Genomic DNA, 21,390 nt, shown 5'->3' on the forward strand with positions numbered 1-21,390 from the left:
TGGCATCGTTTGTCCCGGACCCCGAAAGGGAAGTTAGTGATTTATGGAATGACTGATCCGGAATTTGAGCAGAAGCCGTATCCCCTTGTCAACGAATTGTGGAATGAATAGTCTGTTAATGTGTCAAGCGCGGTGAGCAACACCCCTCGGGAGGGCGAAAATGGCCAGAACCGGAAGACCCAGAGAGTTCGATCGGGAAAGCGCCGTTCGGCAGGCGATGAATCTTTTCTGGGCGAAAGGGTTCGAGAGTACGTCTCTCTCGGATCTCAAAAGCACGCTGGGCGGGCTCTCCTCGGCCAGTTTCTACGCGGCCTTCGGTTCCAAGAAGGCGCTGTACGAGGAGTGTCTGGCGGAGTACATGGGCACCTGCGGAGAGCTCGTCGCGACGCTGCGGGACGAGTCGCTGTCGGTGAGGGAGGCGCTTCGGGTGATGCTGGGGCGCTCCATCGAGATTCAGACTTCGAAAGGCTCTCCGCTGGGCTGCATGGCGGTGCTGTCGGGCATCGTCTGCGATGATGACAACGCCGATATCGCGGAGTTGGCGCGTAACGCCAGGAAGGTCAATCGCGACGCCATCGCCGACTGTATCGCCAGAGGCGTGGCGAATGGGGAGCTCGCCGATGATGGCTCCGCCGAGGCCTTCACGCTGACGCTGGATTCCTTTCTCAAGGGGCTCGCCGTTCAGTCGCGAGACGGAATCTCGCGTGAGGCACTGCTGCGCTCGGCCGATCAGCTGCTGTCGATCCTGGATAGATAATGGCAAGGCATTGTGAATTTCACTCATCAGAGTGAAATTCACGAATTAAAATACTCAAGAAAGAGATTCACAAGCCTACTAATTGGCTTTTGCTCTTCAGCGTGCACCCAACCCAGCAGGGCCAGCCTCGCTAGCCAACCGAATATCTGGCCGACTGCAGGCTGGAAAGCCCGGGTGCTGGGAAATTTTTCTGGCTTTGCTACCTTCGGGCGGAAACTAAGCCCAACTGACTTAATTTATGTGGAAAGCGCCAAGCACGTTGTGAGCATATAAGTCTAACTCAGGTGTTTTAAAGAAAGCTAAGCACTGGGACTACTACGTAGCAACGGTAACTTGGCGAGAACACTGGATAGGTTGATTGCATCCCATGGCAGGTGCTCGGTGATGCCTAGACCGACAATGTCAGTTTTAGTGTCGACATCTGTAATCAGCCGCAGCACAGAGTTTAGGTTCATGTCGCCTTGCGTGATGCCATCGAAAGACCCAATGGGAGCTGTCGGATCAGCAAAGAGCACCGAGCGAAAATGCGATGGGTCCAGAACATCAAGGTCGAAGTGAATTGCTAGATGCCTTATACCTCGCGCTTCAATCCAGTCGATTATTGCCATGCTATCATCCCCGATCTCCGCAGGTCCCATCGACGAAACGCCATGCTTGTCGAGAAACTCACTCTCACTGGGCAACGTGGCGCCTAAACCAGCAATCATGACATTTTCCGGCTTTAACGGAGTTTTGACATGTCTGCGGAAGTCATCATCCCCTTCTCCGATTAGGTTACCGAGTACCATGGCGTGAGCATGATCAAATTCCTTCGGCGTCATTACATCTGGATGAGCATCGATCCAGAGCACGCCAAGCTCTCCGTTGTAACGTTCGTTGAGGTATGCAAAAGGAGCCAGATCGACGAGACAGTCACCGCCGAGGACCACCAGGCGCTCAGGTTGATGTCTAGCAATAGCATCCTCGGCATCCGACAGTTGACGAAGTAAAGCCTGACGGCCGCGAATACCGTTCTCCAGTGGTAACTCATCATCCGTTGGCGCGTCGACGTTGATGACTTCTCTAGGCCCCGTGGACGCGGGTGATAGATAGTCCAATAATTTAGCGCCAAAAATGTAAGCTGGATTGTTACCCCCCTGCCATTGGGGAAACAGTAGCCGGAGGGTGCGGTTAGAATGGCTCATCTCGTAATTCCTTAAGTGTCTGTACCATGAGTGGCTAAAATCAGTCGGCTCTCAGTAATTGCTCGACCTGTTTTCGAAAGATGGGTAGTTGATCCTCAATGTCAAATTCAGAATCAACCGCTTGGCGGGCGATTAATCCGTCGATGTTCGCGTAAATCTGGATCGTCATAGCCTCCATACGCTTTGACTCTGCTCCGCTTAATGCAAAGGGCAAAAGGGCATTTGCCAGAGCCGCACGCATACGGCGATCCAATCGCCTCTGGAGCTCGCCCAGCGCCCTATCACGCGTGGCCTCCGCCAAAATATTCATCCACAATCTATGATCGATTGGAAAGCCAACGCTACGTATACACTCATTCAACCGATCAAAAATCCCATCAAGGTCAGCAACATCCCTCATGTTTTCAAAGACTTCGATCGCACTTTGATACTCGTTTTCCACTAACGTCAGTATTAGCGACTGCTTATCGACAAAATGGACGTAGACACTGCCGTGGCTCATCCCTGCACGTTTAGCGATTTCGCCAACACTGCAAGCGGAAAAACCTTTCTCCGAAAAGCAGTTAGCCGCCGCTTCCAACAAGCGGCGGCGTGAATCTTCTTTCTTATGAGAACGACTCATTTTCAATTAATCCTTGAAGGCTAATTGGTCAGCAAATATGGGAAATTGTCCGCATCACCGCGAAGTCTCCTCGCTCACTCCCACATAGCTAACAGAATGGCTCCTCTTGCCTCGCGAGAAGCAAGGCGCTTATAGGCGGCATCATATTGGTCGATGGGATAACGACTATCGATACGTGGACGAACCATGCCTGAACTAATAAACCCCCTCAGCGCATCGAATGCTTTAGCCACGTCTTGATCTGTCTCCAACCAAGCGTCGTATCCATGTAGACATTTTTCTTCAACCACGAGATCCGAAACCTTTACTTCCGCAGTATCCCCTCCCACAAAGCCAATCGAGACGGCTGTCCCTCTACGACGCAGCACCTGCACGAGAGGCCCCAGAAGCGCCCCACCTACCACATCGAAAACAAAATCGACCCCAACGCCATCAGTTAACTCATAGACCACAGAGCTAAGGTCCTGAGAAGACAGATCAATCACGTGATCAGCGCCAGACTCAATCGCACTCTCGACTTTTGACGCCGATGAAACTACAGCGATAGGAGTTGCCCCTAATGCCAGCGAGATCTGTACTAAAGCATGCCCCAATGCACCTGAGGCACCGGAAATAAGCACGGTATGCCCCACCCCGACGTTCCCAACACGTGTCAACGATTGATAAGCGGTGACGTAGTTGATTGGAATCGCTGAAGCTTCATCCAAGTTTACCGATGAGGGTAAATCGAAAAGACGTTTATTCTCGACCATCACCCATTGCTGCTGAAGCCCATCCTCGGTGATTCCTAACTGCCCACCACCGTAGATAGCCACTGGGGTACCTGGTGAAAATTGATCACTGGACTCTATCGTACCAGCACCATCGTTACTAAGAACTAGAGGCGTTACAGCGTGAGGCACCTTGCCCGAGCGCACAAGTTCAGAAAGCGGATTGACCGTCGCTGCATGAACTTTTACGAGAGAGTGCCCAGGCTTAAGCTGTGGCTGCGAACGTTCTTCTAACGTCATATCGGGAATGTCAGATAGACGGTTGGCGACTACAGCTTTCATAAATTCTTTCCTCCAATGTCACAAAGCGGTCCGAGCCGCCCAAGAATGTTACAAGCCAAAATTTGACTGACTAGTCAGTCATTATACACTTCTGGAGAAGGAGTTCAACGCGCAACCCCTGTAGCTCCTCCCTCATCATCGGCTCTCGTGAAACCGAAGCAGGTTACCCAGATAATGGGTAAGTACTATATCCATAGCCGCTGAATCCAATTCTCACTCAAATAGAGCCACACCCGCTCAATATTCACCTCTATTGGCATCTTGGCAGACAGGTTACCTGCCCACTCACAGCCGCTGCTCAGGCCAACCATATGATATTTAAAATTATTTTGTGAGATTTCATTACTCCAGGCCATACCAAGAAAGCTCAGAATCGAGGCTGTCATCCTGACGTTACTCGACAGAGATTTAGACCAAACTACACATCAGCCGATAACCCACGCCCGCCTCGGTCTGGATCAGGCGCGGCTCGTCCGGGTCGTCGCCGAGCTTGTGACGCAGTCGGCTGACCACGATGCGCAGGTAGTGGGTGTCGTGCACGTGGACCGGCCCCCAGATATCGGAGAGCAGCTGATGCTGGGTCAGCACGCGATCTGGCTGGCGGGCGAGCGCGGCGAGCACGCTGTACTCTCTAGGGGTGAGATGCACGGCTTCGCCGTGATGGGTGACCCGGCGATGGGCGAGATCGATGACCAGATCACCAATACACAGCCCGGCATCCGGCGCGCCCGGTGATGCCGAAGATGGCATGACGGTGCGCAGGATCGCGCGCACCCGTGCCAGCAGTTCCTGCACGCCGAATGGTTTGGTGATGTAGTCGTTGGCACCGGCATCCAGCGCGGCCACTTTTTCCGCCTCGCTGGCACGCACCGAGACCACCAGGACCGGCACCTCGCTCTGCGCGCGCAGGGCGTCGAGCACTTCCATGCCATCGATATCAGGCAGGCCCAGATCGAGCAGTACCAGGTCCGGGCGTTGGTGATTGAACGCCGCCACCCCGGCAGTGCCGTTTTCCGCCTCCAGCACCTCGAAGCCCTGGGAGCTCAGGCTGATGCGCAGAAAGCGCCGAATCTGGCGTTCGTCCTCGATCAGCAGAATGCGCGGCCCCGGCGTGCGCGGCGATTGCGGTGACTCGGCCATCACGGCTCCTCGTCGACGATCTCTCTTTCCTCGGGAGGATCCCACACTGGCAGGCGAATCACGATCTCGGTGCCTGATCCTGCACCTGAATCTGTACCCCAGTCCGCCGGGCGCGCGGCGATCTCGCCGCCGTGGGCGCCGACCATGCCGCGGCAGATCGCCAGGCCCAGGCCGCTCCCCTGGGGCCCGCGATCACCATCGCCACCGCTGAAGAACATGTCGAAGATGCGCTCGCGCAGCGCCTCGGGAATGCCCGGCCCCTGGTCGGCAATGCGGATCACCACCTGGCCGCCATCGCGGGAGGCCGCCAGCCGCAGTCGGCCGCCCTCGGGCGAGAAGCGCGCCGCGTTCTCGATCACGTTGATCAGCGCCTGTTCGATCAGCGCCGGATGCACGTAGAGCAGCGGCAGGTCGTCATCGAAATGGCGCTCGATGTGCAGACGCTCGACCACCGACCCCAGGCGTTTCAGCGCCGAACCGACGATGTCGGAGAGCGCCACCCAGTCACGTTCGAGCTTCAATCCACCGTGGCCGAGCCGGGTCATGTCGAGCAAGTTCTGGATATAGCGGTTGAGCCGCTCGCTCTCGTCGAGCACGCCGTCGAGCAGTTCGCGCCGGTCGGCGTCGGGCATCTCGGCCCAGAGATCACGCAGGGCGCTGGCCGAGCCGATGATCGAGGCCAGCGGTGTGCGCAGATCGTGGGAGACCGACGACAACAGCGCCGAGCGCAGGCGCTCGTTCTCCTCCGCCAGCCGTGCCGCGCCCAGATCCGCCACCAGGCGGGTGCGTGATAGCGCCGTGCCCAGTTGGTTGATCAGGCTATCGATCAGCGCCTCTTCGGCGGCGTCGAGCGTCCCGGCACGATCGCTTCCTTGTCTATTGCCCTCTTGTCTATTGCCCTCTTGTCTATCGCCTCGGGCTCGGTCACCCAAAGCCAGGCCGAGCACACCGTGAACCGCCTCTTTGCCACCGCTTTCGCGGATCGGCAGGAAGCGAAAACGCTGGGCGGCCAGCGTCTGCGTGCCGTGACCGCTGGCACGGCCATGCTGATAACTCCAGCGCGCCGCCTGTAGCGCCGGGCCATCGAGGGTGACACTGCCGGAGTGGGAGGCGCTGACACGCGGCGCTTCACCGGCACCAGGCGCGTCGACGAACACGCACGGCAACTGCAGGTGATCGGCCAGCGCCGTGACTGCGATCTCGCGCACACGCTGGTGATCCGCCGCCGCCGAAAGCGCGCGTGACACCGCGAGCATTTCCTGGATCTGCTGGCGGCTCTGGCGCAGTAGCGTGACCTGGCGACGCACCTTGCCCGCCAGTTGACCGGCCACCACCGCCACCAGGCAGAAGATCAGCACGGTCAGGATCTGGTCTTTCTGAATCATCGCCAGACTGAAGCGCGGCTCGGTGAACAGGAAGTTGTAGACAAGCCCGCTCAGCGCCACGGCCAGCATCGCCGAGCGGGTTCCCGACTGCAGGGCACTGGCGAGCACCGCGGCGAGAAAGATCAGCGACAGATTGGCCAGCTCGATCTCGCTCGACATCAGTTGCGCCACCAGCGACGCCACGCCGACGCCCAGCACCGGCCAGAGCCACTCATCTCGACGTAGCCACCGACAGGGCGGCCATTGCCAACGCGGCAGCCGAGGCCCGGCGCGGGAGGAGGCGGTGTTCTCTTCCGCCAGCACGATCAGATCGAACGGCAGCCGCTGCTTGAGCAGACGATCGACCAGCGGCGCTCGCCACCAGCGGCGCTTGAGCGGCGCGCGCCCGATCATCAGCGCGGTGATGTTGTGGCGCGCGGCATGATCGAGCAGCTCGCCCAGCGGGTCGTCGCCGCTGAGCGTTTCCCAGCGCCCGCCGAGCTGCTCGGTCTGCTGGCGCAGATTGCTCGATTCGCTCGCCGCCGCGGTGTCCAGATCGGACAGCGGCGTGACCTGCACCGCCTCCCACGGGGCCTGATGGCGCTGCGCCCAGCGGCTGGCCGCGCGCAGCAGGGCCTGATCGCCGCGCTTGCCCTTGACCGCGACCAGCAGCCGCGCACGCACCGGCCACGGGCCCGCCACGCCACCGGCGTCCATCACCCGGCGCACGTCGCTGTCGAGCCGCTGCGACATCACCTGCAAAGCGAGTTCGCGCAGCGCGGTGAGATTGCCGGGCGAGAAATATTGCGACAGCGCCGCCCGCGCCTGCTCCGGCACGTAGACCTTGCCCTGCTGCAGCCGCTCGATCAGTTCCTGCGGCGTGAGATCGACGAGCGAAACGTCGCGGGCGCGCATGATCAGCCGGTCCGGTACGGTTTCACGCATGCGGATGCCGGTGATGCGCGCAACGTCATCGTTCAAGCTTTCGACGTGCTGCACGTTGAGGGTCGTCCACACCTCGATACCGGCGTCGAGCAGCTCCTCGATATCCTGCCAGCGCCGGGCGTGGCGCCCGCCGGGAATGTTGCGATGGGCCAGCTCGTCGACCAGCAGGATCGCCGGGCGTCGCGCCAGCGCGCCATCCAGGTCGAACTCGGCAAACCCGCGCCCGTGATGTTCACGCGTCACCGGCGGCAGCGTCGGTAGCCCCTCGCAGAGCTGCTCGGTTTCCGAGCGTCCGTGGGCTTCGATCACGCCGAGCAGGACGTCCTCACCCGCAGCGAGACGCTCTCGCGCCGTGCGCAGCATGGTACAGGTCTTGCCCACGCCGGGCGCGGCACCCAGAAAGACGCGCAACGACCCGCTCTCGCGGGTCGTTGCCAGCAGCGCATCCGGATCCGGACGCCCCGCTTCTCGTGTGCCACTCACACCGGAATTCTCATGCCAATCTCCTGCACCGTTTCAACGCCTCATTCTAGAGGACCGGATGCGTCGCGATACCATCCAGCGCCAGATTGAGTTTCAACACGTTGACCACCGGCTCCCCGACGAGGCCCCCGGAATCACGATAGCGCTCGACCAGCGCTCGCACCGCCTGCGGGTCCATGCTACGGACCCGTGCGACGCGCTCGATCTGGATTTCCGCGGCTGCGGGGCTGATATGCGGGTCGATGCCGGAGCCGGAAGCGGACAACAGATCCGCCGGTATCTGGCCCGGCGCGACACCATCGCGGGCGCTGATCCGTGCCGCATCCGCCTCGGCTCGCTCACGCAGTTCGGGATTGCTGGGGGCCAGGTTGGAGCCCCCGACACCATCGGCGGCGTAATCCACCGCCGACGGTCGGCCCTGGAAGTAGCGATCGTTACCGAACTGCTGGCCCACCAGCGTCGAACCCACCACGCGCCCCTGATCGTCGGCGATCAGGCTACCGCTGGCCTGATGCGGAAACCACATCTGCGACAGCCCCACCGCGATCAACGGATAGATCAGACCCAGGGCGAGCGCCATCAGCACGCTGAATCGCAGCGCCGTCAGCCAGCTGGTGGTGGCGCTCTCTCGTACATTCTCGCGGGCGGCCTCGCGGCGCGCCTCGGACACGGTCCGGCCTTTGGCGGATTGAGCCTTGTTCATCGTTGCCATTATCAATGTCCTCTCAGAAGAACGCGCCGATCACGAGATCGATCAGTTTGATCGTCGGGAACGGCAACAGGATGCCGCCGACGCCGTAGATCAGCAGGTTGCGTCTCAGCATGGCGCTGGCCGAGGCCGCCTTGACGCGCACGCCACGCAGCGCGAACGGGATCAGCGCCGGAATCACCAGGGCGTTGAAGATCACCGCCGAGAGCACCGCGGATTCCGGCGAGTGCAGATCGAGCACGTCGAGCGCGCCCAGCGCCGGTACGCTGGCAGCGAAGATCGCCGGCAGAATGGCGAAGTACTTGGCGACGTCGTTGGCAAGCGAGAAGGTAGTCAACGCGCCGCGCGTGATCAGCAACTGCTTGCCGATCTCCACCGCGCTCAACAGCTTGCCGGGGTCGGAATCGAGATCGACCATGTTGGCCGCTTCCCGCGCCGCCTGGGTGCCGGAGTTCATCGCCAGACCCAGGTCGGCCTGCGCCAGCGCCGGCGCGTCGTTGGTGCCGTCGCCCATCATCGCTACCAGCCGACCGGAGGCCTGCTCCTCGCGGATCAGTTCGAGCTTGCGCTCCGGCGTGGCCTCGGCGATGTAGTCATCGACGCCGGCCTCGGCGGCGATCGCGGCGGCGGTGATCGGGTTGTCGCCGGTGATCATCACCGTCTTCACGCCCATGTCCCGCAGCGCCTGGAAGCGCTCGGCGATGTCCGGCTTGATCACGTCGGACAGCGCGATGACGCCCAGCAGCACGTTGTCTTCACACACCGCCAGCGGCGTGGCGCCATGACGTGAAATGCGTTCGACCAGCGCCTCGAAATCCGCCGGCACGCGCCCGCCACCCTCGCGCACCAGCGTGGCAATGGCATTGGTCGCGCCCTTGCGCCAGCAGCGTCCGGAGGCGAAATCGAGACCCGAGACGCGGCTAGCGGCAGTGAAGGGCACCACCTCCGCTTCCTGGGTCATCTCCAGTTCGGCGCCCTGCTCTCGGGCGAGCGAAACGATGGAGCGTCCTTCCGGCGTCGGGTCTTCCAGCGAGCAGAGGCCGGCCACGCGGCGCAGGCGCTCGAGCTCGACGTCGTGACAGGGCGCGAACTCGGTGGCGCGACGGTCGCCGAGGGTAATAGTGCCGGTCTTGTCGAGCAGCAGCGTGTCGATGCTGCCGGCGATCTCCACCGCCTTGCCGGATTTGGCCACCAGATTGGCGCGCATGGCGCGCTCCATGCCGGCAATACCGATCGCCGGCAACAAGCCCCCGATGGTGGTCGGGATCAGACACACCAGCAGCGCCACCAGCATGACGGTGGAAGTCTCGATCCCCACGAACAGCGCCATCGGCACCAGCGTCACCACCACGATCAGAAAGATCAGCGTGAGCGTGGAGAGCAGCACCGACAGCGCCAGCTCGCTGGGCGTCTTCTGGCGGTTGGCGCTTTCGACCAGCGCGATCATGCGGTCGAGCAGCGACTCGCCCGGATCCGCGCTGACCTCGATCACCAGTTCGTCGGAGAGCAGTTTGGTGCCGGCGCTGACGCCGCTGTTATCCGTGCCCGCCTCGCGCAGGACCGGCGCGGATTCACCGGTCACGGCGGACTCGTTGATCGAGCCCGCGCCCTGGATGATCTCGCCGTCCGCCGGAATCAACTCGCCCGCCACCACGCGAACGCGATCGCCTCGACGCAGCTGATCGGCACTGACGGTCTCTTCCTCATTCCCACGACCGCTATTGCTCAGGCGGCGTGCCTTGAGCTCGCCGCGGGTTGCGCGCAGGCTGCCGGCATGCGCCTTGCCGCGGGCCTCGGCCATCGCCTCGGCGGCGTTGGCGAACAGCACAGTGGCCAGCAGCACCAGCGTGACGATCAGCGCAAAGGCACCCTGACCCGCGTCAGCAGAAAAGGCCATGCCGGTGTAGAGCGCGCAGACCAGCGTGCCGATGGCGACCACCGCCATGACCGGATTGCGCGCCAGGCTCTTCGGATTCAGGCGCCGCAGGGATTCGCCCATCAGTGTCAGCGTGGGAATCCGGTGCGCTTTGGCCTTATCGTGAGATTCAAGAGCATCGCGGGATTCGAGAGCCGAGTCGTTTGATTGCATTGTTGCCATGAGTTTTTCCTGATTCCCCGTCATCACCAGGCCAGCGTCAGTTGTTCGGCGATCGGGCCGAGCACCAGCGCAGGCAGGAAACCGAGCAGATTGACGATCACGATGACACCGGCGGTCAGCCCGACGAAGGCGCCGGTTTCCAGCGACAGCGTGCCGCGCCCTTCCGGCGCCGTGCGTTTATCGGCGAGCCAGCCGGCAACCGCCAGCGGCACCAGCATGGGCAGGAAGCGACCGATCGCCAGCGCCAGCACGCAGGTCAGGTTCCACCACGGCGTGGCGTCACCCAGCCCTTCGAATCCCGAGCCGTTGTTGGCGAACGCCGAGGTGTATTCGTAGAGCACTTGCGAGAGGCCGTGGAAGCCGGGATTGGAATTGCCGGTCAGCGTCGGGAAAGCGAGCGTGATCGCACTCAGACCGAGGATGATCAGCGGCTGAGCGAGGATCGCGAGCGAAATCCAGCGCATTTCGCGGGTTTCCAGCGGCTTGCCGAAGAGCTCCGGCGCGCGGCCGATCATCAGCGAGCCGATGAACGCCGCCAGCATCAGATAGAGCAGGTAGCCGATCAGCCCCACACCCACGCCGCCAAAGGTGACGTTGACGAACATATCCATCATTAGCCCCAGCCCGCCCAGCGGATTGAAACTGTCGTGCATGGCGTTGACCGAGCCGTTGGAGGTCTGCGTCGTCCAGCTACCCCAGAGCGCGGACAGTTCGGAGCCGAAGCGCAGCTCCTTGCCCTCGAGGTTGGGGCTGTCGGCGATGGCAAGCCCACTGAGTGCCGCGTTGGGCATGCGCTCGGAGACCACCACCAGCGTGGTGCTGATCAGCGAGAAGGCGATCATTACCGCGCCGATGCCGACCATGAGGCGCCGCCGGCCGCTGATCACGCCGACGGCGATCAGCGAGGCCACCGGGATCAGCAGGATCGCGATCGTCTCGATGATATTGGCGATCGCCGTGGGGTTCTCCAGCGGCACGCTGGAATTGGGACCGTACCAGCCGCCGCCATTGGTGCCGAGCTGCTTGATCGCCACCATCGGCGCCACCGGCCCGCGCGGGATCACCTGTTCGCTGCCGCCGTCGAGCTGGGCCACGCGCTGCGCGCCATCGTAGGTCGCGGGGACGCCCTGCCAACTCAGCAGCAGCGCCACGATCAACGCCAGCGGCAGGAACACGCGCATGACGATACGCATCAGATCGACGTAGTAGTTGCCGACACCAGTCGTTTCCGTGCTGTCGCTCTCGGCAGCGTTCGTATCGCGACGTTTGCGCAACAGCGTACGCGTGATCGCCAGCAGCACCGCCAAGCCGGTTGCCGGGGTCAGGAACTGCAGCGTGACGATGGCCACGGTCTGGCTGAAGTAGGAAAGCTCGGCCTGGCCGGAATAGTGTTGCTGGTTGGTGTTGGTGGCGAACGACACCGCCGTGTGCAGCGCCGTGTTCCAGTTCATTCCAGCGATGCCGTCGGGGTTGAGTGGCAGCACACCCTGGACCATGAAGGTGAACCACACCAGCACGATCAGCAGCACGTGAAGCTTCAACACCGCCAGCGCGTAGCGCCACCAGGAGAGCGACACGCGCCGGTCGACGCCGGCCAGCGTCAACAGGACGTTCTCCACCGGGCCGAAGAGGCGGTCCAGCCAGGTGTGGCGATCGGTATCCAGCGCGCGGCCCATGTAGAGGCCCAGCGGCAGCGCCAGTCCGATCAGTAGGGCGTAAATCCAGGTCATCGCACTCATGTCAGAAACGCTCCGGCTGACACAGCGCAACGAACAGATAGACGGCGGTCGCCAAGGCGACCGCCAGCAGGATCAAGGTCATGGTTCGGCTCCACGTTTCAGGAGCGCTCAGTCTCGACCCGGCCCGCGTAAAAATGCCATATCGTAATCAAAGCTTAGGCGTAAAAAAAACGCAAACGGGAACACTAACCACTTAGGAAAAATTAGACCACGGAGGTAACCGAAAGCGTTAGCAGTGACGCCAATATCCTTAGAAGCAGTTCAATATTAACTTTTTCAAGGAAAACACGAAAACTATCTAAAACAAGAACAATAAACGAGCAAGACAAAATTAAAAGAACGGCCACCCCCATTTTTAATATGAGAAAAATGGAAAACAAGACCCTCATGACCTTACAAAAAATCAGCCAAAAACCTCGGCAAAAAATAGACCAGCAGGCTATCTTTTTGGCCACCTATGTCAGCACATAAAGCTCAGCTAGGCTTGATAGCAATAATCACAAAAATTATAATCAGCTACTTCAATATCTGCATGCATGGTCCCATATCGCGTATAACTCATTTCATAGGAGTGATCATCACCTCCCTGACATTGGCACGCCTATCGGCATCAAGGGAAAAAATAACACAATCGGCAACATCTTCAGGCTGAAGCTTTCCTGATTGTGATTGCTCAAAAAAAGGTGTATCAACAATGCCTGGAGAGATAATGGTCACGCGCGCCCCCCAATCCTTAAACTCTTCTGCCAAATTGCCAGCGTAACCATGAACGAACCACTTCGTAGCCGAATACACGGATGCTTTGAAATGCATTCGGCCCGCGTCGGAGCCCGTAATGACTATATGGCCTTGATTTTTCCTAAAATATGGAGCGACAGCTTTGGATGTCCATAAAACTCCCATGATGTTGAGTTCGACCATGGATTGCCAGTCATCGGGTTCGGCGCTCAACGTATCCGCTATAGTCTCCCCGCGTCCAGCGTTGGCAAACGCTGCTGTTACGTCACCAAAATGGTCCGCTAGTTTCTCCACTGCTCGCTGTTGATCTTCGAAACTCCGAGCGTCACCAACCAAAGCTATCGCACCTTCACCAAGTTCTACCTTAAGAGCCTTGAGCTTTTCGGCCGACCGAGCAAACAAGCCCACTTTCCATCCATCAGCTATAGCGCGCCTGGCAGTTGCCGCCCCGATCCCCGAAGATGCCCCAGTTATAAATAGCACCTTATCACTCATGAACCATCTCCGTTAAACAACAAACCAAATAAACGTTAAATCACGTACTGTCGCGAAAACACTCGAGGCATTCCACCTTTCATGAAACCTTTTTGATCTGTAACGACTTCTTTTTGCCCGCGCTCAGAGTCGAAGAGTCGCTTAACGAGATCTTCTTCCGTTGGAAAATGCAACTCGGCGACCCCCCCTATTGAAGCCGCATCTTTTTCCCTGTCTTTTATCCACCATTGGGTGTAGCGACCGACTCCAATATGTACGCGCTCAACGGTTTCTGGATGATTTCCCCACATTCTATCTATAGCGGACGGCATCAGGTCATTATGAAAATAGAGACCATATAAGTAACTGATGCCATTGGATGGATAGCCCTCCCGGATACTACCTTTGTCAAGTACGACCCGTCGCTCGGCAATATATTCATCACAACGTTCGATATTAGAATGCAACCCAAGAGAATCAACTAATTTTTCCATTTGACCATATTTCGTGGCCAGAACCACGTCGTGCCCAGGCCATGGAAATGCAATTTCAGCAGTCTGTTGCATATCTTTTGGAAACTGCAGACCCTCGGGGCCGCTCGTGTCAGAAATACGCCGATAGATATAACTTCCTTTTAATTCATTCCAAATATCGCTGCTCAGCGCTCTAATCTTCCCATCGATGACCTCTAGCTTCTTCGCATCGTCCAGACGAATCATACTTAGTTCGTAAATTGCTATCGTCATTAAAACTTCTCCATAAAAAGTCTAAAACCAGAAACCACGTTGTTAACAAGTTGGCATGCCAACGCATACTTTTTTCAGCATCAACTGTCTTGATAATCGACTTATCGCTCTTTATTAGCGTAGTACTAGATAGCGACCGAATCAAATTTGCGGATAATTACTTTGTACACGCTCCACGCCCCTATCTTGAGCAGCTACAGCGCTGTGATCATTCCTCAACCCGGCAGAGCCAGCCCATTGATCTGCTTACGCATATTAAGAGCTTCGCGGCACAAGTACACGCGCAGGCCCGCTCACGGACCGGATCATGACGCCACCGTGACAGCGACGAAACGCGACGGTCGATAGCGTGGAGATACGCCGATGCCCTGTACCGGTGAGCGCTGCTCTCAAGCCATCAACTAGGCCAATGTGAGATGCCGCTCCGATGCATATTTACATAGAGCCAGTCCGCGGGATGAGCCGCGAGACAGATGATCCAACCAGGAGGCCTGCGTCGAGGTCAATTCGCTCATGATATTCTCCAGCAATGGAAAGGCATCAGTCTGCAGGTGGCGGATCAGACCGAGAAGATAGAGTTTGTAGAGCGCTTGCCACATTCTGATTTATGAAGATGCCGAGACAGCGCGCCCGTCTGCCGAGCAGGCGGTTTGGGGTGTATCTGGGTAATATCGGCCCGGGCGGTAACATCCGTATCGTAGATCACGGCGGCGATCCGGTGCTGAGCGCCGCCGGGTCGGTGCTGGGCGTCAGCCGTAGCGGTGTGCTTGGGTCCGCGCCCCCGCGCCCTGCGCCAACAGGAACACCAATGGGATCGCAAAAACAGCGGCACTGACCAGCGGGATTTCCGGGTAGTCGAACCCCGCATTGAGGACAGCTCCTCCCACGACGGCTCCCAGGCCGTTGCCAAGGTTGAAGGCCCCGATGTTGACCGAAGAGGCCAGCGTGGGGGCGTTCTGTGCCGCGCGCATCACCCGCATCTGCATCGTCGGAACCAGAGCAAAGCACAGGCCACCCCAGATGAAGAGCAGCAATAGCGTCGGAATCAGTTGGGTCAGAACCAGCTTCAGCGCGATTAGCAGAACGATTAGCGACACGAGGGTGACGACCAGCGTGACCTGCAACGACTTGTCCGCCGCTCGACCGCCCAGAGAATTGCCCACTGTCATGCCTAGCCCCACGATCACCAACGCCAGCGTAATCATCTGTGCACTGACGCCGGTGGTGTTCTGCAGCATCGGCGCCACGTAGGTGAAGACGGTGAATTGCCCAGTCGAGGTCATCACGGTCATGCCGAGGGCAGCCAAAACGGGGCGCCGCAGCATTACGCCGATCTCGGCCTTGGCGTCCACGCCCCCCTTGGTCGGGATATGTGGCAGGGCTCGGGTCAAGGCTAGGGCCGAGACCAAGCCAAGGGCGGTGATCACCATGAAGGGTACGCGCCATCCGGAGTATTCGCCCAGGTAGGTCATGGCGGGCACGCCAGCGACATTGGCCACAGTCAGCCCCATGAATACGGCCGCGACGGCGCCAGCCTGACGATTCGGAGGCACGAGGCTGGCAGCCACCAGCGCGCCGACTCCGAAGAAGGTGCCTTGGCATAGCGCGGTGAGCACGCGTGCCACCAGCAGCACCTCGTAGCTGGGCGAGAGAACTGCCAGCAGGTTGCCCGCGGTCAGCAGCAACGCCAGCAGGACCAGGAGACGATTGCGAGCCATCCGCCCGGCGGCCAGCGTCACTGCCGGAGCAAAGATCGTGACGCCGAAGGCATAGGCCGTGACTACCATGCCGGCGGTCGGGATGGAGATGCCAAGATCATTCGCGATCACCGGCAGAAGACCCATCGGCGAGAACTCCGTCAAACCGATGGTAAAGGAGCCTAGCGTCAGTGCCACAAGGGCTGGATTGAACTTCATGTAATTTCCTTCATGTCACGTGGATGCACTCGGGCCGCGGCTCGTCAAGAAACATGAGTCCACTTTGGGCCAGTTAGTCGCCGCGATGCAGGCTGTCGTGAGACAGATTATTCGTAAGCGTTCCACAAACCCCATTTTGAGCGGCTTGCAGTGCTGTGTTCGGTATTCAGACCGGCGCCTCTTTCCACCGCCAAGGCAGTAGGCAACTGAGCTCGTCTTCCGCATCAAGCGTCGGCAACATATCGAACACGAATGGCAGCGCGATCTGGCCGACGCGAGCACGGTGCCTGGAAGGCGTATCGTCGCTGTTAGTGGTGCTCTCATCATTGATCGATGACGCGCCAGCCTCATCGGCACTTTCTTCGTCCACCGCCGCTTCGGCTTCATTGATCAGCAGATTGGCCTGCTCGACGCGGTACTTCTCGGTGGAGGGACCAAACTGACGTTCGATGGCCAAGCGGAACTGCTCGAAGAGCGCTGCCTTGGTAGCTTCCCACTGCGCTCCCTTTAGAGCCATCAACGCCAGCAGACGAGCGTTCTTGCCTTCCATTGTGGCCACACGGCGCTGCAGCTGGTAGAGGCTGTGGGGGGTGTGGAAAGTCATGCCGGCAGGATACCGGCATGGCGCGTCCTCGGCGAGGGGGCAGCCGACGGATTGCAATGGTAATGTCTGGTGCGGCTTCATCGCATCGAGATAGTAGCCATCAAGCAGCCAGTTGAGTTCCTGCCCGGAAGGCATGATGGTGTCGCCCTCAAGCTGCTTTGGCCATTGGAAGCGTTCGCGCTCGGGGCTCTTATACCAGACCACGAAGCCATTGCGATCCCACTAGAGCAGCTTCACCTTGCCGCGCTGGCGATTGCCGAAGATGAACACCGCCGCCGCGAAGGGATCGAGCGCCATCGCTTCCTGAACCAGTAGCGCCAGTCCATCGATCTGCTTACCCATATCGACAGGTTCGCGGCATAGGTACACCCGCAGCCCGCTATCGCGGTCGGATCATGACGCCACCGTGACAGCGGTGGCGCGCGCCGTTCGGTGACGTAGCGGTACATCAATGCCCTGTACCTGCAAGCGCTGTTCCCAGGTCACCAACTCGGCCATTGTGGAATGCTGCTCCGATGCATATTTGCATAGAGCCAGTCCGCGGCATGAGCCGCGAAACAGATGACCCAACCAGGAGGCCTGCGTCAAGGTCAATTCGCTCCTGATATTCTCCTGCAATGGAAAGGCATCAGTCAGATGGGTGGCGGATCAAGCCGAGAAGAGAGGCTCTGGACTCATGGTTTGTTGTAACAAGTAATGATTACAATGAATTTCTACCGCTAGAAGCCACTCTAGCATCTGACACTCGGACTCAAATAGATCTTATGAGGAACTTGAGTATTTATCTGCTAAAGCTTTGCAATTAGAGAGACCGCTCCCAATTTGTTGAAGCCTTACAATAAAAATTCAGAAACGGTACAAATAGCCTCATTTCTCGATCGATCTCAGTTTGACGCCGCAATTAATCATAGAACAAGAATTAATAGCGAAACAGCCGACCTGATTATGAAAATGACAACACCAAGAACCATTAGGTGAGTTCCATCTCAGCGAACACTGACAAATAAAATCGTGTCACACGCGCAGCGTGTGAATACCAAATCGTACTTATGCACTAGCCTATCAGACACTTCACACACCTAATAGCGCAATAATTACTAAGCATATGACTATATGCATGCACGACAGGAAGCCACTTAAACCGACCCTCGGTCAATAGCAAACTTTCGTTCCATCAAAACAATAAATCACAGACTAATCTTGTTGCGCAAAAGTAGCCACAAACCATTCAATAAACACTTGCAAGCGCGCGCTTTTTCTTTGGCTCGGCGGATAAACAATTTTTAGCGGCATAGGCGGGCGCGTCCAATCGGGAAGAATCTCAATTAACTCACCACTTTGGATATGCGGAGAAACAAAATTTTTTATATGCTGCCCTACGCCTAAGCCGCTGAGATTCATAGAAAGCAAGCCAACACCATTATTAGCAACAAACTGATTATTGGCAATTTCAAAATATTCATTTTCTTTCTTGAAGATTAGTGGCAACGTCACAGATGACGAAGATCTAAAGTAGGAAATCGTGGGATAAAGGTTTTCTATGTCTTCCGGTCTTTTTGGCACCCCCTTTTTCTCAACAAGCGAAGCCGAAACACATGTTACAAAATCCAAGTCCATAATCTTACGCTCAACCATACCGGGCATGCTCCCCCCCCCAACGCGAATTACGCAATCAATTCCCTCCCCTAATATATCCGCTCTTGTATCACTCATACCTAGCCCCAATGTAATTTCAGGGTATAGGTCATAGAAACTTCTGAGCTCAGGAATTAATAAATAAGTTGCAAACCCCACTTGACTATCTACACGAATGTGCCCTTCTGGCAAAATCTTTTTACCTGACACCTCTGCATCTATAGACTTGAGACTTGTCAAAACACTCACAGCACCTTTGTAATATTCATACCCTTCCTGAGTTATCAACATCTGACGAGTAGTACGAATTAGCAACGACACGCCAAGATGATTTTCCAAATCTTTAACTATCTTACTTACCGTAGATGTAGGCATTCCTAAAGATCTAGCAGCTTTATTGAACGCGAGATTTTCAACTACTTTCGTAAATACTTCCAAAGCCAAAAACTGATTCATTTTTCCCCAATTATCCACACAAATGGATAGTGTTATCAAAAAAAAGGTATTTTATACATAAAAACAAAACCCTACAATAGTAGCATACTGCCTCAATAAAGTGGTCTTCGTGAGGCACCATGAATCAACATACATCTATAAGGCTTCAGGACTTAAGCAATGAAAAAAGCGCTGATTATAAATGCCCACCAACATTATGAGGGATGGGCAGAAGGCAGCTTAAATCAATTACTCGTAACTACGGCAAAAAATTCGCTGGAGTCTTTAGGTTATCAAATCATTACCACTGACGTTGACAAAGGCTATAACATAGAGCAGGAAGTCAATAAGCACGTCGAATCTGACATTGTGATTATACAGACACCAATGTATTGGATGGCCACCCCATGGATATTCAAAAAGTATATTGATGAAGTTTTCAACTTCGGACTCGGCTCAGCATTATCGAAAAACGATGGAAGAAGCCGTCATGAGCCAACAAAAAACTATGGAACAGGAGGATTGATGCAAGGAAGGAAGCTCCTGATTTCCGTCACACTGAACGCCCCTGAAGAGGCTTTTAATGAAGATGAATTCTTCAATGGCCGAAGTGTAGACGAGGTTTTCATATGGCTTCATAAAGCATATCAATTTAACGGATTCACATCACTAGAGGGATTTTCCAGCCATGATGTTAAGAAAAACCCCAGCATCGAAAATGATATTGAACGTTATCAACGACATCTTGACAAAGCAACCTCAAATTTAATGTGATTTTATACACTTAAAACTAAAGAATTGATCCAAGGGGCGATACTACTTTGCTTTCTGTGCGGCCTGCCGGCCCCTATGTGATTAATAATTGGTTTGTTAAATAGCGCTGGTCGCCTTCCCGCGTGAAGTAATCGGTGACCGACTTGCCGGTCAGTGAGCGCCGTTCGCATCGCGAAGGGAGCTTGCTGCCCCCACGCACTTTATAAATGTCCTGGCGTCCCTAACCGATTGGCTGCGACCCAGCGTGTGGCACGGTCGATGGCGACGCACGGATAGCGCTACTGCTCCTCATCAAGCATCCGGGGCAGGTGCTTAATATTGATGTGAGCACACCCCGGGGCTCGTAGTCCTTGAAGGGCTTGTGCCGTAGCTTTCCATCATCGCCAGCGTTCAGGCGAGCCAGTTCGGCCAGTGTCATTATCTCGCGGCGCGTGGGCATGCGGTGCAGGCTCGAGCGAGACAGTCGAGGGCTCAGGAACTCACGTGCTACAACCGGATGCAATAAAGCACTGCGCCTCTAAGACTGTCTAGGCAGGTAGTTGAGCAAATCAGGTCGATCCGCATCGAACTGCTTTTGCCAACGAAGTAGCTCGGGCTTTCCCTGCTCCCACTCGCCACTAAACCGCAGATCCAGGTAGGCCAACATGCAGCGCAGTGCCACTTGGCCCGCACTCATCTTACGTGGCAAACCGGGCACAGTATCTTCGAGTAAAGAAAGAGACCGTGAGACCTTTCCCCAGTAACGATCCAAGAGAGACTGGCTGATCTGTTCGGGCTCGCGCAAGCGTCGCTCCATGACATGAGCTAGCAGACAGTCGCATACTCCATCAGACAATGCCTCCAACTTCTGCGAGACGAATCGCTCTACAGGACTATCCCCGTGCAGCGCACCGACGCTCAGCTCGTCCAAATAGGTTGTGATCAGACGGCTATCAAACACAGCATCCTCATCATTGACCAGAACGGGTACTTTCCCTAGCGGATTTACCTCCAGCAGTTCAGAGGGCTGAACGCTTGGATCAATCATCACCTGATCAAATGAAAATCCTCCAAAGGCAGCTATCATGCGCGCTTTCGCAGCAAAGGGTGATGTAGGTGAGTAAAGAATTTTGAGCCTAGCCATTATAAAAAAATCTCACATAAACGTTAGTTAATATATCTCTAGCCACGCCAGGATCATCTCCAAGCGTTCATATAAAGCCTCGGAGCACACCGGGAAACACCCTTTAGGAGTGACATCTCACTCTTCAGCCCAAGAAAACGCGCATCGTCGGATTATTTCACAGCGACCCTTCCCTTAGGTTCTGTCTAAAAAGTACCTGCGCTCGACAATACGGCTTTAAAAATTGGCTCAGAATACTCATTTACACCCTGTAAACTTCGTTTCTTCGCCAATTTTTGTTTTGTCTTATCTTCGCTCGCCGATTTTTCAGACGGGGCCTAGACCGCTATCTCATCTGTTCCTTATTCATAAAGGCAAGAAGACCCGCGAGGGAAGTCAGCACAACGACTATTACAGCAATAACTGCAATTGCCCCAGCAGTACCCAATACACGAACCAGTGGCCAAGAGGCGGCAATAGATCCACCACTAACTGCATAGCCAACGGTATTGAGAATTGCGTAGGCTCCGCGTAGTTTTGGCAATGGCGTAATGCGACGAACCAAGGTCAGCCCCACCAATTGACCCAAGCCCTGAGAGGCACCACTCAACGTAGCAGACGCAAACAAGGCTGTTGGTGAGTCGACATTGATTCCCAACACCAAGATGATTGCGCCTAAACCACCCGCAAAGAGCGCAACAGAAGCCTGCGCCAAGGGAGTAATTCTCGCGGCGACCAACTGCGCAACGAATGCTGAGCCAAAGACCAGGAACACCAATAGCCCAGCAAGCAAGGCACTGCTAATCCCGAGAGAGTCCTGAAGGTACGATGATCCAATCGACATGTAGATGCCGCTTGCGATGTAGCAGGATG

At 56.8% G+C, this 21,390-nt stretch carries 18 protein-coding genes and 2 pseudogenes; 2 read left to right on the top strand and 18 right to left on the bottom strand.

Going from position 1 to position 21,390, the window contains the following annotated elements; all coding sequences use genetic code 11:
- Positions 1-160 precede the first annotated feature (160 nt).
- Positions 161-757 carry a TetR/AcrR family transcriptional regulator gene (locus IE125_RS18920; RefSeq protein ID WP_189446249.1) on the top strand — a complete coding sequence of 199 codons (597 nt, stop codon included), beginning with the start codon at positions 161-163 and terminating at the stop codon, positions 755-757.
- A 299-nt stretch (positions 758-1,056) separates the two neighbouring features.
- Here IE125_RS18920 and IE125_RS18925 read toward each other — a convergent pair whose 3' ends face one another.
- The 15 genes and pseudogenes from IE125_RS18925 to IE125_RS18995 form a co-directional block, all read right to left on the bottom strand.
- Positions 1,057-1,941 carry an arginase family protein gene (locus IE125_RS18925; protein ID WP_189446250.1) on the bottom strand — a complete coding sequence of 295 codons (885 nt, stop codon included), beginning with the start codon at positions 1,939-1,941 and terminating at the stop codon, positions 1,057-1,059.
- Positions 1,942-1,981: 40 nt separating this feature from the next.
- On the bottom strand, positions 1,982-2,563 hold the full coding sequence (locus IE125_RS18930) for a TetR/AcrR family transcriptional regulator (protein WP_189446251.1): 582 nt from the start codon (positions 2,561-2,563) through the stop codon (positions 1,982-1,984).
- A 74-nt stretch (positions 2,564-2,637) separates the two neighbouring features.
- A complete protein-coding gene (locus IE125_RS18935) occupies positions 2,638-3,615 on the bottom strand; it encodes a quinone oxidoreductase family protein (protein WP_189446252.1) in 978 nt (325 codons plus the stop codon).
- Between the two features lie 408 nt (positions 3,616-4,023).
- A complete protein-coding gene (locus IE125_RS18940) occupies positions 4,024-4,755 on the bottom strand; it encodes a response regulator (RefSeq protein WP_189446253.1) in 732 nt (243 codons plus the stop codon).
- Complete coding sequence (locus IE125_RS18945; protein WP_189446254.1) at positions 4,755-7,547, bottom strand: ATP-binding protein; 2,793 nt, start codon at positions 7,545-7,547, stop codon at positions 4,755-4,757. The genes IE125_RS18940 and IE125_RS18945 overlap by 1 nt, the downstream gene beginning before the upstream one ends.
- Positions 7,548-7,593: 46 nt before the next feature.
- Positions 7,594-8,259 (bottom strand): potassium-transporting ATPase subunit KdpC, encoded by a 666-nt coding sequence (gene kdpC, locus IE125_RS18950; RefSeq protein WP_229809216.1) that lies wholly within the window; start codon positions 8,257-8,259, stop codon positions 7,594-7,596.
- Positions 8,260-8,272: 13 nt separating this feature from the next.
- The gene (kdpB, locus tag IE125_RS18955) at positions 8,273-10,354 is read right to left on the bottom strand and encodes a potassium-transporting ATPase subunit KdpB (RefSeq protein WP_308430167.1); all 2,082 of its coding nucleotides are present in this window, start codon (positions 10,352-10,354) and stop codon (positions 8,273-8,275) included.
- Positions 10,355-10,377: 23 nt separating this feature from the next.
- Positions 10,378-12,093, bottom strand: a complete 1,716-nt coding sequence (kdpA, locus tag IE125_RS18960; RefSeq protein ID WP_189446255.1) for a potassium-transporting ATPase subunit KdpA — start codon at positions 12,091-12,093, stop codon at positions 10,378-10,380.
- Position 12,094: 1 nt separating this feature from the next.
- On the bottom strand, positions 12,095-12,175 hold the full coding sequence (kdpF, locus tag IE125_RS19465; protein ID WP_189446268.1) for a K(+)-transporting ATPase subunit F: 81 nt from the start codon (positions 12,173-12,175) through the stop codon (positions 12,095-12,097).
- A 476-nt stretch (positions 12,176-12,651) separates the two neighbouring features.
- Entirely contained in the window at positions 12,652-13,326 is a 675-nt protein-coding gene (locus IE125_RS18970) for an SDR family oxidoreductase (protein WP_189446256.1), read from the bottom strand.
- Positions 13,327-13,361: 35 nt separating this feature from the next.
- The gene (locus IE125_RS18975; protein WP_189446257.1) at positions 13,362-14,051 is read right to left on the bottom strand and encodes a hypothetical protein; all 690 of its coding nucleotides are present in this window, start codon (positions 14,049-14,051) and stop codon (positions 13,362-13,364) included.
- Positions 14,052-14,800: 749 nt separating this feature from the next.
- On the bottom strand, positions 14,801-15,967 hold the full coding sequence (locus IE125_RS18980; RefSeq protein ID WP_189446258.1) for an MFS transporter: 1,167 nt from the start codon (positions 15,965-15,967) through the stop codon (positions 14,801-14,803).
- A 166-nt stretch (positions 15,968-16,133) separates the two neighbouring features.
- Positions 16,134-16,652, bottom strand: a complete 519-nt coding sequence (locus IE125_RS19470; RefSeq protein WP_373297448.1) for an IS66 family transposase — start codon at positions 16,650-16,652, stop codon at positions 16,134-16,136.
- 6 nt (positions 16,653-16,658) lie between these two features.
- Positions 16,659-16,940 (bottom strand): annotated as a pseudogene (gene tnpB, locus IE125_RS19475) (IS66 family insertion sequence element accessory protein TnpB); the annotation flags it as partial.
- Between the two features lie 825 nt (positions 16,941-17,765).
- Complete coding sequence (locus tag IE125_RS18995; RefSeq protein WP_189446261.1) at positions 17,766-18,662, bottom strand: LysR family transcriptional regulator; 897 nt, start codon at positions 18,660-18,662, stop codon at positions 17,766-17,768.
- Positions 18,663-18,821: 159 nt separating this feature from the next.
- Here IE125_RS18995 and IE125_RS19000 point away from each other — a divergent pair, with 159 nt between their 5' ends.
- Positions 18,822-19,415: an NAD(P)H-dependent oxidoreductase gene (locus tag IE125_RS19000; RefSeq protein WP_189446262.1), complete on the top strand. Its 594-nt coding sequence runs from the start codon at positions 18,822-18,824 to the stop codon at positions 19,413-19,415.
- Positions 19,416-19,518: 103 nt separating this feature from the next.
- Here IE125_RS19000 and IE125_RS19480 read toward each other — a convergent pair.
- The 3 genes and pseudogenes from IE125_RS19480 to IE125_RS19010 all read right to left on the bottom strand — a co-directional run.
- A pseudogene (locus IE125_RS19480) lies at positions 19,519-19,908 on the bottom strand (IS481 family transposase); the annotation flags it as partial.
- A gap of 24 nt (positions 19,909-19,932) precedes the next feature.
- On the bottom strand, positions 19,933-20,538 hold the full coding sequence (locus IE125_RS19005; protein ID WP_189446263.1) for a glutathione S-transferase family protein: 606 nt from the start codon (positions 20,536-20,538) through the stop codon (positions 19,933-19,935).
- 325 nt (positions 20,539-20,863) lie between these two features.
- A partial coding sequence (locus tag IE125_RS19010) for a hypothetical protein (protein ID WP_229809217.1) occupies positions 20,864-21,390 on the bottom strand: 527 nt, incomplete at its 5' end.

Origin of the sequence: Salinicola rhizosphaerae (genome assembly GCF_014652715.1) — a bacterium.
In the GTDB taxonomy this organism is placed as follows: domain Bacteria; phylum Pseudomonadota; class Gammaproteobacteria; order Pseudomonadales; family Halomonadaceae; genus Salinicola; species Salinicola rhizosphaerae.